The organism is Bradyrhizobium erythrophlei (assembly GCF_900129505.1).
GTDB lineage: Bacteria > Pseudomonadota > Alphaproteobacteria > Rhizobiales > Xanthobacteraceae > Bradyrhizobium > Bradyrhizobium erythrophlei_D.
In genome coordinates, this window is the sequence record NZ_LT670818.1 from 7,248,155 (window position 1) to 7,262,591 (window position 14,437).

Sequence of the window (14,437 nt, forward strand, 5' to 3'; positions counted from 1 at the left end):
TCAGGAGCCCACTCGTAGGGGAGCCTTGAGCTTCCGAAGATAAGAGATCACCGAGAGTGCCGTGATGCGGCCTGTTTTGGGGTTTGTGTCAGTCGGCACGTTCTCGATTGACATCGAGAAACTGGCGGAGTCGGCCTCGACCTCTATGCGGTGGGTATTCCGCTCGAGAGCCGGGTCGGCCCAGATCTCGAGCACGGTCCTGTCTGCGCCAATCCCGGCAAGGGACAGCGCTACCGCGACGTTCAGATTTGCTGGAAAACCCTTAGCGGCCTCACGAGGTGTACCGCGAAAGATAAGCCGGGCTTCACGGATATCAGCAATCTCTATGTTATGCTCCACCAGATAGGGGGCTCCAAGGAGGCCCCGCACCGGCTTGCGGGTGACCATGCGAACAGAGCGGATTGTCCCTTCCGCGGCAGCAGCCACGGCATCGAGGCCGATAAGGGCCCCCGTTGGAACGACGATTTGACCGCCATTCACCCGCGCCAAATCGATGAGATCCTCGTTGTCGAGAAGCGCACCGGAGCTTAGAACGATAGCTGTTTTACCCGCTTCCAGAAATGGTTCGACAATGCTCCGAAGATGATGAGCCGGCGCGCACTCCACCACCAAGTCTGCATGCGCTTCGAGGGCACCAAGCGACGCAACGATCGCTGGCGGAAAGCTTAAGGTCGAAAGCTCCCGTGTCGCCTTCTCAACGTCCCGAACCGCTACGGCGGCAAGGATGCAGCCCTCGATGGCGCCCCGGTCAAGGGCCTGGGCTATCGTCCAACCGACAGTCCCCAGGCCTGCAAGAGCAACACGCTGCGGCTGGGGCTCTTTCTTCTGAACTTGGTGAGATATGTCAGTCATTGGCTTCTTGTTCGACTGTTGAGTAAACCTTGAGCAATCCTTTGAGGAAAGTCAGAGAGCTGGACAAACTATATATTGGCTCGGTTAGCATGAGCCGGTATCATGCATGACAATTGCTGGTGGAATTGCGCCGCGTTAGGAAAATCCTGCCGGCCTCAGATTGAACTCATGCCGAAGCGACGACTTCCGAACCTCTCCACGCTACCGGGCTTTGAGGCAGCGGCGCGCCACCTGTCCTTCACGCTTGCGGCAGCCGAATTGCATCTCACGCAGGGTGCGATAAGCCGCCAGGTACGAGACCTTGAGCTCTTTCTGGGCCGCCAGTTATTCCGCCGCTTCACACGCCGCATCGAGCTGACCGAAGACGGCGTGGCCTATGCTCGCGTCACGCGCGACATCCTTGCTGAACTCGAAAGAGCGACGGCACGGTTCGGAGATCGCGCGCCGTCGTCCCGCAAAATCGTCGTATCAATCCTGCCCACGCTCGCCTCACTCTGGCTCATGCCTCGGCTACACCTTTTCGCCCAGAGTCATCGCGAAATAGAGGTCCGGGTGGTGACCTCAATTGAACCGGTCGATCTCATGTCTGGAGCTGTGGACGTCGCAGTCCGTGTCGGATCGCTTCCCGGCCAGAATTGTACGCCCTTGCAGCCGCGAATCGACCTGAAGATGGTGAATGACTGGACCGATGTGCAAGCCTTTGAGTTGTTTCCCGACATTCTATGTCCGGTCTGCTCGCCGATCCTGCTCGCAGGCCAGTCGATCGATGATGTCCGAAGTCTGCTACGCTTGCCGCTCATCCATACCTCGACGCGCCGTTTCGCATGGCCGGACTGGTTAGCCGCCAACGGTGTCCCGAACGTCGACACTCTCCCGGGTTCGGATGCAATTGAGTTCGGCCACTTCTTTATGTCCCTTGAGGCCGCTAGAAAAGGTCAAGGTGTCGCCATTGTCCCTGACATTATGCTGGCTCACTATGAGGGTCGGCGCGACCTTGTTTCGGTCGCTCCGGCCGTGATAGCGAGCGCCGGGACATACTGCTTGCTCGTGCGCAAGTCCCGCTCGGAAGACCCGGAAATCAGGGCATTTCGATCCTGGGTGATTGCTCAATCCGTCGACGCGAGAAGTCCACTGATCTTGGACCGGTCCCCGCGCCCCTAGCGACGCGACGGAACCATACAGCGAACGTTGCCGATGTCGCGGGTCTGGGGACTATCGGTTGGACGCGCGCCTTGGATCGTTCCAGGTACATGCATGATGCTAGCTCATGCTAACCGGGCCAATATATAATTTGTCGGGCTCTCCACTTTCCCCAAGGTTCTGTCCCCCAGGTATGGAGAAGATCGCATGATCGGGAAGACAACCCGTCGCGAAGCGCTGACTGTAGCCGCTGCGGCGCTCGGAGCTGCAGCACTCGCCAACGGCACGCAGCCTGCAAGCGCGCAAACAACGCCCAAGACATTTGTGCTCGTCCACGGCTCATGGCATGGCGGCTGGTGCTGGCGGCGCGTCGCCGACCGCCTCGAAAAGCAGGGCCACAAGGTCTTCGCGCCAACATTGACGGGACTGGGCGAGCGCGCTCACTTGATCAGCGCGCAAGTTGACATCAACACGCACGTCACCGACATCGTCAGCGTCATCAAGTTCGAGAACCTCGATAATATCGTTCTGGTGGGCCACTCATATGCTGGTCTGATCATCACGGGCGTGGCCGAGCAAATCGGTTCCGCGATCTCGTCGATCGTCTATCTCGATGCGTTCCTGCCGAACGATGGCGATACGCTCGTGAACTCTTCGCCCGAGACAGTAAGAGCCGCAACGTTGGCTGCGCGCGATAGAGGCGATATTTCGCGCCCCTTCCCTCCCGCCTCCGTTTTCGGCGTGAACGAGAAGGACCAGGCCTGGGTCAACTCCAAGCTGACGCCCCACCCTTTGGGGACGTCCTTTACGCCCATCAAGATGACTGGCGCTCGCGAGAAGATTGCCAAGAAAACCTTCATTCGCCTCACAGGCTATCAGTCGCCGTTTTTCGACAAGGCTTTGGCGCAATGCCGGGGCGACAAAACCTGGCGGACGTTCGAAATCGCAACGGGTCACGACATCATGGTCAACATGCCGGACGAACTGACGAACCTGATTCTTGAGGCGGCGTGAATTTTGGCCTCCGACGCTCAGTTCACAAAACGATTGGACCAAGACCGATCATCAAATGTCGTAGCTTTCCGGCTACATTGGCGTAGTACACGGGAACATGCTGCGGCCGCCAAACGACGGTGGAAATCATTCGTTCGCAGAGGCCCGTTAACAGCATCGGTACAGCATTTGGTACTGCACGGCTAACCGCGACCGCACTTAAGTGCTGATTGCGCTCCGTTTTTCCCGCTCAGTCGGTCCAGTCCATCATGAGGAAGCTTGATCTAGGTCCAGCCAGCGAGAGCCAGCTAGATCTCCGATCCACACGTCAACGGCCGCTTCGCGCCAGAAGGGGTCATGTGTGGACGACGCCCGCGTTGCAAGAAGAATCTGACGTTCGGCTTGCGGTCGGGTGCAAGTCATGTGTCCGGCCTGTTTGCGCGGCACCATGACCGCTGGCCCTGATGTAGTCCGCGGATCGGGTCCCAATCATTCGCACGGGCTTTTACGCCCATGACCCAGAAGCGGGTTGTCCCAATCGACGGCTCGACCGTTTGGCATCACGCCATCATCACCCTCGCAATTCGATTGTCTCGCTCTGCCGTCGCCTCACGCTCCCATTGCCAAGCCTCTTCAGGCGGCTGCAGCAAGCTCCGGCGCTCGATAGTATCCTCCCTTGGCCATGATCGCCCAAGCGATGCGCGCCATCTTGTTGGCAACGGCAACGGCGACGAGCTTGGCCGGCTTCTTGGCCAGCAGCCTCATGACCCAGGGATGCTTTTGCGGATGGCCGGGCTTGATGCGTTCGATGGCGATGCCGAGCCTGAGCCACCAGACCGAGAGCTTTGAGAGATTGAACAGGGCATTGGGACTGGCAAAGGGCACGCCATTGTCGGAGCGGATGGCAAGCCGCGCTCGCGGAACAGCCGTTCGAAGGCCGTGCAAGCGGTGTCTTCACGGGTCGAATCGAGCGCCTCGCATAACAGCAGGAAGCGCGAAGCATGGTCGGTGACGGTCAGCGGATAGCAGTACCGCCCATTGCCGAGCTTGAACTCGCCCTTGAAGTCGGCGCACCACAGATCAATGGGTCCAGTGCCCGCAGACAGCGGCGTGCCGCGCGCGCGGTGGCGCGGCCCGCCGGCGCGCTTGACCAGGCCATGGCGGTCGAGGACCGCATGGATGGTACTTTTGCCCGGAACCCGGATATCGCCGTCGAGCCTCCTGACCAGCAATTCCCGGATCTTGCGCGCGCCCCAGTGCGGCTTCTCGGCCTTGAGGCGGACAATCAGGCTCTCGATCTGCTCCGGCAGCTGGTTGGCATAGCGCACCGGCCGCCTCGAGCGATCGCTCAGGGCCTCAAGCCCGTGCTCCTTGTAGCGATCGAGAATCTTGTATCCGGTCTTGCGGGACACGCCGAATTCCCGGCACGTCCGTCATAGCCTCCCCGTCGAGCAGGCGGGCGACAAAGCGAAGGCGTTCTTCCATAACCGAACTCGCTTTCCACGGCATCCACACCTCCCGCTTGCAAAAAAGCGAAAAGTGTAACCCATGTGTCCGGTACGAAATGTCACCTATGTCTCGGGCCGCTCACGACATTCCTTGATGGTGGCCATTTGAAGTGTGATCGGTCTTCATTCGACGACCTTTGACGGTGTCGAGTTGGGGCAAGATGTCCTAACGTGACTTGAATTGCCGCGGGGTCATTTGGCAATGGACCTGCGCCGCTCTATTGCGGCGGCGGCGCGGAGAACGTTCTCTTCTCCGCCCCACGGCCCAACAATCTGGACGCCGACAGGAAGTCCGGCCGCGGTGAAGCCGACCGGAACCGACGCCGCAGGCTGTCCCGTCATATTCCAGGGAAACGTGTATGGACACCATCGCCAGTCGTCGTCGGCAAATCCTTCGGGAACATCGTACGCCACAGGCCACGCGGCAGTCGCAACGACTGGACAGACAAGCAGGTCGAAACGATTGAAGAACGCTCGCGACGCGGCGGTTATTTCGAGTCTCTGTTCCATCGCACGCTGATAGGCCGAAATAGTCACCTTCCGCCCGGCTTCCGCGGCCTTCAGGATAGTCGGGTCGAGCAATGACCGCTTCTCCACGGCGAAGCCGTCGAGCGTCGCTGCGCAACCGGCATCCCAGAATATCTGGAAGGGTTCGACGGGATCGACTGGCCATGCTGGATCTTCTGCAAGGACCCGGGCGCCGGCGCGGGTGAGCGGAGGTATCGCCTCGAGCACGAGTTCGTCGACCTCGCGATCTTCCAGCGGAGCCTTGCAGCCCATGCGCGGAGAGATTGCCACGGCCAGCTCACGCAAATCAGGATCAGCCAAGTCGTCCGGCACGAAGAACGGGACGGGCCAGGCGAAAGGATCCCGTCGCTCCGGCCGACACATCACAGCCAACATCACGGCCGCATCCCGCACTGAACGCGACATCGGACCGACGACCGAATGGGGCATGTCGATATCTGGCGGGAAAGCCGGCACGCGGCCGAAGCCCGGTTTCAGTCCAAAGACGTTGGTAAGTGACGCCGGAATACGTATCGAACCGGCTCCGTCGCTCCCGACAGCGAGCGGGCCAAAGCCCATGGCAAGGGCAGCTGAAGCGCCTCCGGATGATCCTCCGGGTGTTTTCGTGAGATCATAAGGATTCAGAGTGACGCCATGCACTGCGCTCCGCGTTACAACCTTGCACCCAGAATCAGGAGTAGCGGTCTTGCCGAGAAGCACCGCGCCGGCTTCGCGCAAACGAGCAACACACGGCGTGTCCTCAGCGCAGGGAGATAGCCCATCAAATGCAAGTGAGCCGCGCCTTCGCGGCCAGCCTGCTATGGATGATAGGTCCTTCACCGTGACCGGAACGCCGTCCAGTGGAGAGAGCACGTTTCCAGCAGCATAACGTCGCTCAGCAGCCCGCGCCATTTCAAGCGTCTTCTCACGGTCGAGATGGACAATCGCATTAATTCGTGAATTGAGCCTTTCGATGCGATCCAATAGCGAACCGGCGACTTCGACCGGCGAGAGGTCACGATTGATGTAGGCTCTGGCGAGAGCGAGCGCGTCGAGAAAGGCGATTTCATCGTCTTCGTGAGTCGCACAAAGAGCCCCGAGAGCGCCCACTGTTTCCGTCTTTGCCATCAATAGAGCTCAAAATACTCGTTTATTTCCGCGGGCGGGATTTCATCTCTTAGGCGCGCCACCTCCTGCCGCTTCATCGAAAGGTACACCTTCACGAATTCCTCACCCAGCATTTCCCGGAGCGCGGTATCAGATTCAAATGCGTCGAGAGCATCGTGCATTTCGGTCGGAAGCTTGGCGTAGCGGTCGTCGTCTTCCTTGGGACCGGTGCCGGCCGGCATCAATTGCCGTTGCTGCTCGATGCCGAGCAACCCCGCTGCTATCGTCGTGGCGGCCACAAGATAAGGATTTGACATGGCCGATGGGACACGGACCTCCATGTGAGTCGATTGGTCACGGCTTGCCTTTACCCGAACGCTGGCGGAACGGTCCTGTACGCCCCAGGAAACATTCGATGGCGCGTAGGTCTTGGGACGAATCCGGCGATAGCAGTTAGGCGTGGGATTCCAAACCGCCATCGCCGCGGGCATATGATCCAGCACCCCTTGAATGAAGCGTTTAAACGTCTCCGACATTCCGTTCTCATCTTCGGGATCGAGGAAAGCGTTCGATCCCGTTTTGCTATCGAGGAGCGAGATATGGAAATGCGAGCAACTTCCCGATAACCCCTTGTAAGGCTTGGTCATGAACGTCGCGAGCAAACCGTGTTTGATAAGATATTCCTTGACGGTACCCTTGAACACGAAAGCCCGGTCGGAAGCGGCAACACCGTCAAGTGCACCGTAATTGATCTCGACCTGACCTGGTCCGTGCTCGACATTGTAAGTGATGATATCGATACCCTGACTCTGCAGAACGCGAATGAGGTCGTCGATCGCCGGCACGTGATGAGTGCGAGACGTCACGAAGATCGGTTGTCCTCCGAATATGGGCTCGCGGGTCTTTGCATCGACAACATAGAACTCGTATTCGTGGCCTATTTTTGCGGTGTAACCGAGCGCCGCCGCAAGGGAGAGCATCTTCTTGAGCAGAAGACGCGGCGAGGCCATTTGAAGCCGTCCGTCGTACCACATCGTATCGCAAATCACGCGGCCGGTTTTCTCCAGCCAGGGCACCGGCGTCAGTGTGTCCTGGTCAACAACCATGACGCAGTCCTGGTAGTTCATTTCTTCATTGTAGCCGGAATCGCGCACAGGAATCGAATAACTGTCGAGAGCGACGGCGCCGCCATAGAGGTTCAGGCCTGATTTCATATATCCGGCTATATGACCAACCGGGATCGTCTTTCCGCGGCTGAGACCAGCCATGTCCGGCAACTCAAAGCGGACGAACTCGAAGCCGCTGGATTTAACCTTTTCGACAAACGCATTTGCTTCCTCCGGCGAGGATAGCGCGAGTGTCGGCATCGCGTGATCGTGAGGTCCTTCTTCGACGACTTTCAGCATGGCTAAACTCCGTATCAGTCTGTCTTCTTCGACGTTATTTGTGAACCGTCGCGACCATGTCCTTCATGACCGCGAATAGATTTTGGCTGAGCAGCTCGGCGGAACCGCGAAAGTCAGGCAACCGCCGTGCGACGACGTCCCCTAGCCTGTCAGCTTCTTCCTCGCCGAGAGCCTGGATCAGACTCGCCTTGTAGGCAGGAATACGCTCCCAGTCGCCGACGGTCGTCGAAACGATCTCGCAATGATACTGAAAGCCGTAGGCATGGGGACCCCAGCGCATCGCCTGCACCGCGCAGGCTCCATTGGACGCGAGAACGACAGCGTCTTGCGGCAGCCGAGAAACTTCCGCGCCATGCCACTGGAAGGTATCAAAGCGCCGGTCGAAACAGGCGAGGAGCGCGTCCTGCCGACCGATCGCGGTAAGCTCGACTTCGGCGATCCCAACTTCGGGGCGCGACATCATCGTAACTTTGCCGCCGAGAGCTTCCGCAAGCAGTTGGTGGCCGAGGCAAATACCAAGATAGGGCCGCCTCAGCTCGACCACCCACCGGTGTATCGCGGCCTTTTCCGGCACCAGCCATGGATGGATATCCTCCTGCCAGACATCCATCGGCCCGCCCATCACGACCAGCAGATCATAAGGCAACAGATCGGGAATCCGGTCACCTTCGTCGAGTTCGATCTGCTTCAGAGAATGGCCGCCTCGCGACCACAGCTCCCGGAATACTCCAGGATGCTCGACGGCGACGTGCTGAAAAACCAAAATGCGCATGACTGCTGTCACCATCCTGTACAGATGGTCGACCGATGGTTAGTGGTCGGGCGCCAATCGGTTGTAGCGTTCTTTACTGCTCTCATCGTTTCCATCATCCTGATCTTGACCTCGGTGCCAGCGGGTTGAAAGGCCGTCTTGAATGTTTGAGGAAAAGCCATCATCGCTGAACGCCTTTGCTTGCTTTCAACCCAGTCGGACGCCGGAGACGGCATCGAAAGCCAGGAGGCCTCGATCGACCAGGTCAAGTCCCACCACATCGCCGGCACCATATCGACCAGCGACATCGGTATCGACAATCAGGCGCATCTCAGACCCCTCGTTTATGACCGTTACCATTGATTTCAGGCCGAGCGGTTCGATGTCGAAAACTCTGGCCTTGATCGGCGCTTCTTCTGGCGGCAACAATTTCAAATGCTCCGGGCGAATGCCGATCTCGAATGGGCCGCCGGCTTTGGGAAGCGCATTTCGCAGTTTTGTCAGCCCGGCGAACGACGCTCCGGCAACCCGGATCGACCCGAGGATTCCGGGTTCATAAAATGCCTTCAGCAGATTGATTTCCGGCGAGCCGACAAATCTCGCCACCTCCCGGTCCGCGGGATCATCATACAGCAATTGAGCCGTCGCGATCTGCACGATGTGACCGGCCCGCAACATGACGACGGTATCGGCGACCGCCATCGCTTCGGCGAAGTCCGGCGTGGCGAGTAGGAATGTCGCACCAAGATCGCGCTGCAATCGCTTGAGCTCGGCGCGCAATTCGATACGCAACATCGCGTCAAGACTGGACAAGGGCTCGTCCAGCAGGAAAAGAGCCGGCTTGCGGATCAGCGCTCGTCCCAATGCTACCCGCTGCCGCTCTCCGCCGCTCATGGTTTTGGGCAGGCGATTGAGCACGTGAGCTATCCGCAACCTGCTCGAGACTTCCGCTACCCGCTGCTCGATCTCTGCCTTCGCCGTGCCGCGAATGGTCAGTGAGCTGGCGATGTTGGCAAATCCTGTCTTGTTCGGGTAAAGGGCGAGGTTGTCGAAGATCATCGCGATATCTCGATCCTTCGGCTCGCACTCCGTCACATCGCGCCCGCGCATCAGAACTCGGCCGGCATTCGGTCGGTCGACACCCGCGATCAAGCGAAGTGTGGTGGTCTTGCCAGCACCTGCCGATCCCAGCAGAACCGTCACCCCCCCCTCGGGAATCGCAAAACCGAGATCGCAGAGGGCTGCCTTGTCTCCAAAGGCTTTGCAAAGTCCGCGGACTTCGAGCGCCGCTGGAGCGAGCATGGAGTCGATGCGCAAGGGCTTCAAACCGGGCTCCCTCAAGACGCAAGCCGGCGACCAGTTTCGCCGCTGAAGAAAACGAACGACGAGGGGTCAGCCAAGAGGCTGATGTCGGCACCTTCCTCGGGCCGCTCGGCGGTAGGGACAACGGCCTTGAGCGAGACGGTGCCGGCTTCAACGGTCACGACGGCTTCCGGTCCACGCGGCTCAACAACCGCTACCTTTCCGCAGATCGTGGCGTTGTTGGCAGCCGCGAGCGTCAGCGATTCCGGTCTCAAGCCAAGAATGATCGGCTGACCGACGTAATCGGTGGCGAGCGCCTCGCTCGAAGGAAGCCGGATAAAAAGCCCGTCACGCCGGAAACCCAACGACGTGCCGTCTCCAATAATCTCGCCACGAAGGAGATTCATCGGTGGTGAGCCCATGAACCCCGCGACGAAGACGTGATCCGGCTTCTTGCAGATAACCGATGTCCGCTCGATTTGCTGCAGCTTTCCGGCATTCATCACCGCAATTCGGTCCGCCAGGGATAGCGCCTCGATCTGATCGTGGGTCACATAGATGATTGTGAGCCCAATCTCCGACTGCAAACGCCTCAGCTCGCGGCGCATTGCGAGGCGCGCCGACGCCTCCAGGTTCGACAAGGGCTCGTCGAGCAACAGGATGGCCGGCTTGGTTACCAGCGTCCGTCCGATCGCCACTCTCTGCAGCTCGGAGCCGCCGAGCTCGGTAGCCGATAGGTTGAGGCTATTCCGCATGTCCAGCAATTCGGCAACGTCGTGAACTGCCTTAGCGATCTCCGCCTTGGGTCGACCACGAATGACCAGACCGAACGCTAGATTTTCGAACACCGTCATGTGGGTAAAAACAGCGTAGTCCTGAAACACCAGACCCACATTGCGCTTGCCGGGAGGAATACCGATGACCGAACGGCCGTCGATTCGGATATCGCCCGAGGTTGGCTGCTCCAGGCCGACGATCATATTGAGCGTTGTCGATTTGCCGCAACCGGAGGGCCCGAGCAGGGCGACGGTTTCGCCGGCCTCGACCGCGAAGTCGACGCCGTCCACAGCCACGAAGGACTCATTGCCAAACAGCTTTCGCAGGTTGACGATCTCAACCTTGGGGACGGTCATCGCTTCACCGCGCCAAACGTCATTCCCCGAGCCAGATGCGACTGGATGAGCAGGCCGGCCAGGATCAGAGGAATCATCGCCAGAACGGCAAGCGCCGCCTGAACACCGTAGAGCGTGCCCGCCGTCGCGGTGACGTATCGAGCGAGTTGAACCGGGATCGTCGTCACGTTGGAGTAGGACAGAACCAGCGCGAACATGAATTCCGACCAGTTCAAAATGAAGACAAACAAGGTCGTCGCCAACAGGCCGCCGCGAATGAGTGGAATGGTGACAAAAACATGCGCCATCAGCCGAGACCGCCCGTCAATCATGGCCGCCTCTTCGATTTCACGAGGCAGGTCATCGACGAAGCTTTTCAGCATCCAGGTCGAAAACGGCAGCGTACCAGCAACGTAGATCGCGATCAGCCCCCGGTACGTATCGATCAATCCCACGTTCGAGTAGATTATGACGAACGGCACCGCAATCGCCGCCGGAGGAAACATCCGTCCCGACAGGATAATCAAAGGCGTCGCCTTTCCCCCATTCGCGTACCGGGATATGCCGATAGCCGCGAAGAGGCCTATCGTCACGGATAGCGCCGTTCCGACAACCGAGGCCAGAAGGGAGCCGAACACTGAATTTGTTGCGGCTTGGCTTACGCCGCCGACGCCATAGGCGCGGATCGCGTCCGGGTCGAACAGCGTCTTGAAATTGACCAGGGTGGGATGCGATGGAAGCCAGATCGCCGGCGAGGCGTTCCAATCCGTCGGCGGCTTAATCGAGGTCATGACGATCCAGAATACCGGAAAAAGACTGACGATCAATGCGCCGAACAATACAAATGCTAGCGGCCAAGTGAGCTTGCGTCCCGTCATCGCCTCACCTCCAGCAGTTGGTTGCGGATCGGCGCAAGCAATAAGTGGATCAAGACAAGGGTACCGAGAAGAACGAGAAAGGCCGCAGCGGCACCGTAGGCAAGTTGAAAGTCCGCGAACGCGAGCTTGTAGATGTAGAGGCTAATGGTCTCGGTCGACGTTCCCGGTCCACCGCGTGTCAGCATGAACACCTCGTCGAACAGTTTTACGATTTCCATCGTGCGTATGACAAAAGCAACGATGATGACCGGCTTGAGCATAGGCAGCACGATCCGCCAGAATACCTGACGCGGCGTGGCCCCGAGGATTACCGCGGCACGCACTGGATTTTCCGGTATTGCATTCAGCCCGGATAGCAGGATCAGAAAGAACAGCGGTGTCCAATGCCAGACTTCCGTGATGATGACCGCCGAGATGGCGAGCGGCGCGCTCCTGAACCATTGCGGCCCTGCCCCTGATCCAAAGACAAGCATCAACAATTGATTGATCGGGCCGTTCGACTGGAACAGCATCCAGAAGGTATAGCCGACCACAACGGGAAGGATCATCATCGGCGTCAGAAAGGCTGAAAACAGGATTGCCTTGCCCCTGAATTCGCGAAGAAACAACACCGCCAACGAAAGACCCAATACGAATTCCAACGCCAAGCAGACCGTCGAGATAAGTAAGGTGCGCACGACCGCCTCAACGAACCTCGTGTCGTAAACCAGCAGTTCCTTGTAGTTGTCGAGTCCCACGAGCGTCGCCTGCCATAACGAGCCGTGGGTTGGCGTCCAGTCGGTGAAGCTCATGTAAAAGGCGACAGCAAGCGGAACGACCAGCACTAATAGCGAGACAATCTGGCCGGGAAGCATCAAAAGCTGTCCAAGCCGGTTGCTAGGCAGGCTGCCGCGCGCCGAGGTAACCTCCTGCACGTCCTCTCGCGTGAGGTCGGAACTGCCCGATGCTACCCGCAACTCGCTCAATTCGTTCACCGTGGCGGATCCGGGTAACGTTCACCGGCGCAAAACGGCACCGGTGAACGTTGTTGATGAAAACTCAGCTCCACTTGCTCGCGCCACTGGCTTTTCTGATCGGCTCGGCGAGATTCTTTGTGAGCGCCAGCCAGGACTGCTTCACCTTGTCCTTGCCGATACGGCGGGTAATGCGGTCAAACGCACGTGAAGCGTCGTCGAGCGCGACCTTCGGCTTCTTGTCTCCGGTCATGCAGGCATGCACCTCCTTGTCGAGTGCGTCCTGGTATTCGAATCCACCCGGTAGACAGAAGTCAGGCACGGTGTTGACCATGTTGTCGTACAGGGTCTGCAGGTATTCCGGCGAATACGCATCCTTCAACCGCTGCGTGGGGGCCAGCATATGGTTCTTGCGGTAGGGATCGGAATAGCCGCCAAGATACGGAATGGCATCAGCTGAGATGGTCGGCGACGTCATCCACTGGGCGTAAGCGTAAGCGAGCTCGGGATTCGCCGAATACTTGGAGACCGCGTAGCCGTAGCCCCAACAGAATAGACCCGCATAGAGCAGACTGCCGTCCTTGAGCTTATCGGCCGGCATGACCGTGGCAGCAATTTTGCCTGTCGTAGCCGGTCCGGTCGACGGCGCCTTCGAATATTTGAAGCCCGACGGCCAGACAATATTCATGAAGCCCTCGCCACGGCCGAACGAATTGTAGTTCGACGACCAGATGAAGCTGAACGCATCGGGATGAAGATACTGATTGACCGCCAGCATATCTTCCAGGGCGGCCAGACCTTCATCCGAATTAAACGTCGGATTCATATCCTGGTCGAAGTACAGCCGTCCCTTCGAGATCAGCCGCTGCATGAACATCCATTTGACATAGTAGCGCGACCGATATTCCAGACTGCCGTAGAACTTGTTGGCGGGGTCATGCATGAATTGTGCAAGATTGTAATACTCACCCCAGGTCTTCGGTACGCCCAGCGGATAGCCGAATTTGTCGGCAAACGCCTTCATTTTGGTCGGATTCTTCAGGTGATCGTCGCGGCACAATAGCGTGATCTGATCACCGTCGTTCAGAAGTCCGGCGACGCGACCGTTATAGAGTTGGGCATGATGACTAGCGGGAAAGACGACTCCCCATTCCTTATCGAAGATTTCGGGGTTGTGCTTCTCGACCCAGTCCGTCAGATCGAAAATGACACCAGAGTCGATCCAGTCCGGATAGGACATCGCCGTCGGCATCATCACGTCGTAGCGGCCGGTCTTGGCAACAGCCTCCTGCATGCCCTTGGTATGAACGACTTCATCGGGCTCCTCGATGAACTCCAGCGTGATGCCCAGCTCGTTCTTCCACTTCTCGACATAGGGCGTCATGTTGCCGATCGAACCGGTCGGGATCAACAACGTCAGCGTCTTCTTGGTTGCCTTCGCGGCCGCTTCCTTGGCGAGCGCCCACGCCCTCTCTTCCGATCCGCCGATGGCTGCGAACGCCTTCGACGCTCCGAGTGGCGACTGCAGCACGGCGTTGGCGACAAACGTCGAGACGCCAAGCATGGTCAGCGAACGCACGAAACTGCGTCGATCGATTTCGCCGGCCTCATACTTTCCAATCGTAGTTTTGATCTCATCAACGTTGCGGTTCATGTCATCCCCTGTCGATAGACTTCCGATAGTGGTTTGCACAACTTAGTGGCAACATGCTCAAATCATCACACATCCCGGCGAATGCGCCCATTTGATTATCCCGGCCGGAACACTTTCGGCCGAGCAACAGCTACGCTTCGGGCGCCGTGCCGGATCGCTCTCGATCAAAGCAAAATAAGTTGCTTGCGACAGGCCCTTAGCTCATCTTGTGAAGTCAACGTTAAGCGAAACAACAAACAGCGAGCAGAGCCATTTTGATTTTAAGATCGGTACC

General features: G+C 58.6%; 12 protein-coding genes and 1 pseudogene. 2 read left to right on the top strand and 11 right to left on the bottom strand.

Going from position 1 to position 14,437, the window contains the following annotated elements:
• Positions 1-852 carry an aspartate dehydrogenase gene (locus B5525_RS33990; protein WP_079570194.1) on the bottom strand — a complete coding sequence of 284 codons (852 nt, stop codon included), beginning with the start codon at positions 850-852 and terminating at the stop codon, positions 1-3.
• A 168-nt stretch (positions 853-1,020) separates the two neighbouring features.
• On the opposite strand from B5525_RS33990, the gene B5525_RS33995 reads away from it, so the two are divergent.
• Positions 1,021-2,013: a LysR substrate-binding domain-containing protein gene (locus B5525_RS33995; protein ID WP_172900030.1), complete on the top strand. Its 993-nt coding sequence runs from the start codon at positions 1,021-1,023 to the stop codon at positions 2,011-2,013.
• 186 nt (positions 2,014-2,199) lie between these two features.
• Positions 2,200-3,006 (top strand): alpha/beta fold hydrolase, encoded by an 807-nt coding sequence (locus B5525_RS34000; RefSeq protein WP_079570197.1) that lies wholly within the window; start codon positions 2,200-2,202, stop codon positions 3,004-3,006.
• Between the two features lie 612 nt (positions 3,007-3,618).
• Here the strand turns inward: B5525_RS34000 and B5525_RS44810 are convergent.
• From B5525_RS44810 to B5525_RS34045, 10 genes and pseudogenes are all read right to left on the bottom strand, one after another.
• A pseudogene (locus tag B5525_RS44810) lies at positions 3,619-3,741 on the bottom strand (IS110 family transposase); the annotation flags it as partial.
• A gap of 5 nt (positions 3,742-3,746) precedes the next feature.
• The gene (locus B5525_RS34005; protein WP_244567675.1) at positions 3,747-4,397 is read right to left on the bottom strand and encodes a helix-turn-helix domain-containing protein; all 651 of its coding nucleotides are present in this window, start codon (positions 4,395-4,397) and stop codon (positions 3,747-3,749) included.
• Positions 4,398-4,685: 288 nt separating this feature from the next.
• A complete protein-coding gene (locus tag B5525_RS34010) occupies positions 4,686-6,128 on the bottom strand; it encodes an amidase family protein (protein WP_079570199.1) in 1,443 nt (480 codons plus the stop codon).
• A complete protein-coding gene (locus B5525_RS34015) occupies positions 6,128-7,513 on the bottom strand; it encodes a glutamine synthetase family protein (protein ID WP_079570201.1) in 1,386 nt (461 codons plus the stop codon). The genes B5525_RS34010 and B5525_RS34015 overlap by 1 nt, the downstream gene beginning before the upstream one ends.
• 34 nt (positions 7,514-7,547) lie before the next feature.
• The gene (locus tag B5525_RS34020) at positions 7,548-8,285 is read right to left on the bottom strand and encodes a type 1 glutamine amidotransferase (RefSeq protein ID WP_079570202.1); all 738 of its coding nucleotides are present in this window, start codon (positions 8,283-8,285) and stop codon (positions 7,548-7,550) included.
• Positions 8,286-8,471: 186 nt separating this feature from the next.
• On the bottom strand, positions 8,472-9,590 hold the full coding sequence (locus B5525_RS34025) for an ABC transporter ATP-binding protein (protein ID WP_244567676.1): 1,119 nt from the start codon (positions 9,588-9,590) through the stop codon (positions 8,472-8,474).
• An 11-nt stretch (positions 9,591-9,601) separates the two neighbouring features.
• Entirely contained in the window at positions 9,602-10,699 is a 1,098-nt protein-coding gene (locus tag B5525_RS34030) for an ABC transporter ATP-binding protein (protein WP_079570204.1), read from the bottom strand.
• Positions 10,696-11,556 carry a carbohydrate ABC transporter permease gene (locus B5525_RS34035; RefSeq protein WP_079570206.1) on the bottom strand — a complete coding sequence of 287 codons (861 nt, stop codon included), beginning with the start codon at positions 11,554-11,556 and terminating at the stop codon, positions 10,696-10,698. Before B5525_RS34035 ends, B5525_RS34030 begins: the two co-directional genes overlap by 4 nt.
• Positions 11,553-12,530: a carbohydrate ABC transporter permease gene (locus B5525_RS34040; protein WP_244567677.1), complete on the bottom strand. Its 978-nt coding sequence runs from the start codon at positions 12,528-12,530 to the stop codon at positions 11,553-11,555. The genes B5525_RS34035 and B5525_RS34040 overlap by 4 nt, the downstream gene beginning before the upstream one ends.
• A gap of 64 nt (positions 12,531-12,594) precedes the next feature.
• A complete protein-coding gene (locus B5525_RS34045) occupies positions 12,595-14,163 on the bottom strand; it encodes an ABC transporter substrate-binding protein (protein WP_079570210.1) in 1,569 nt (522 codons plus the stop codon).
• Positions 14,164-14,437: the final 274 nt, after the last annotated feature.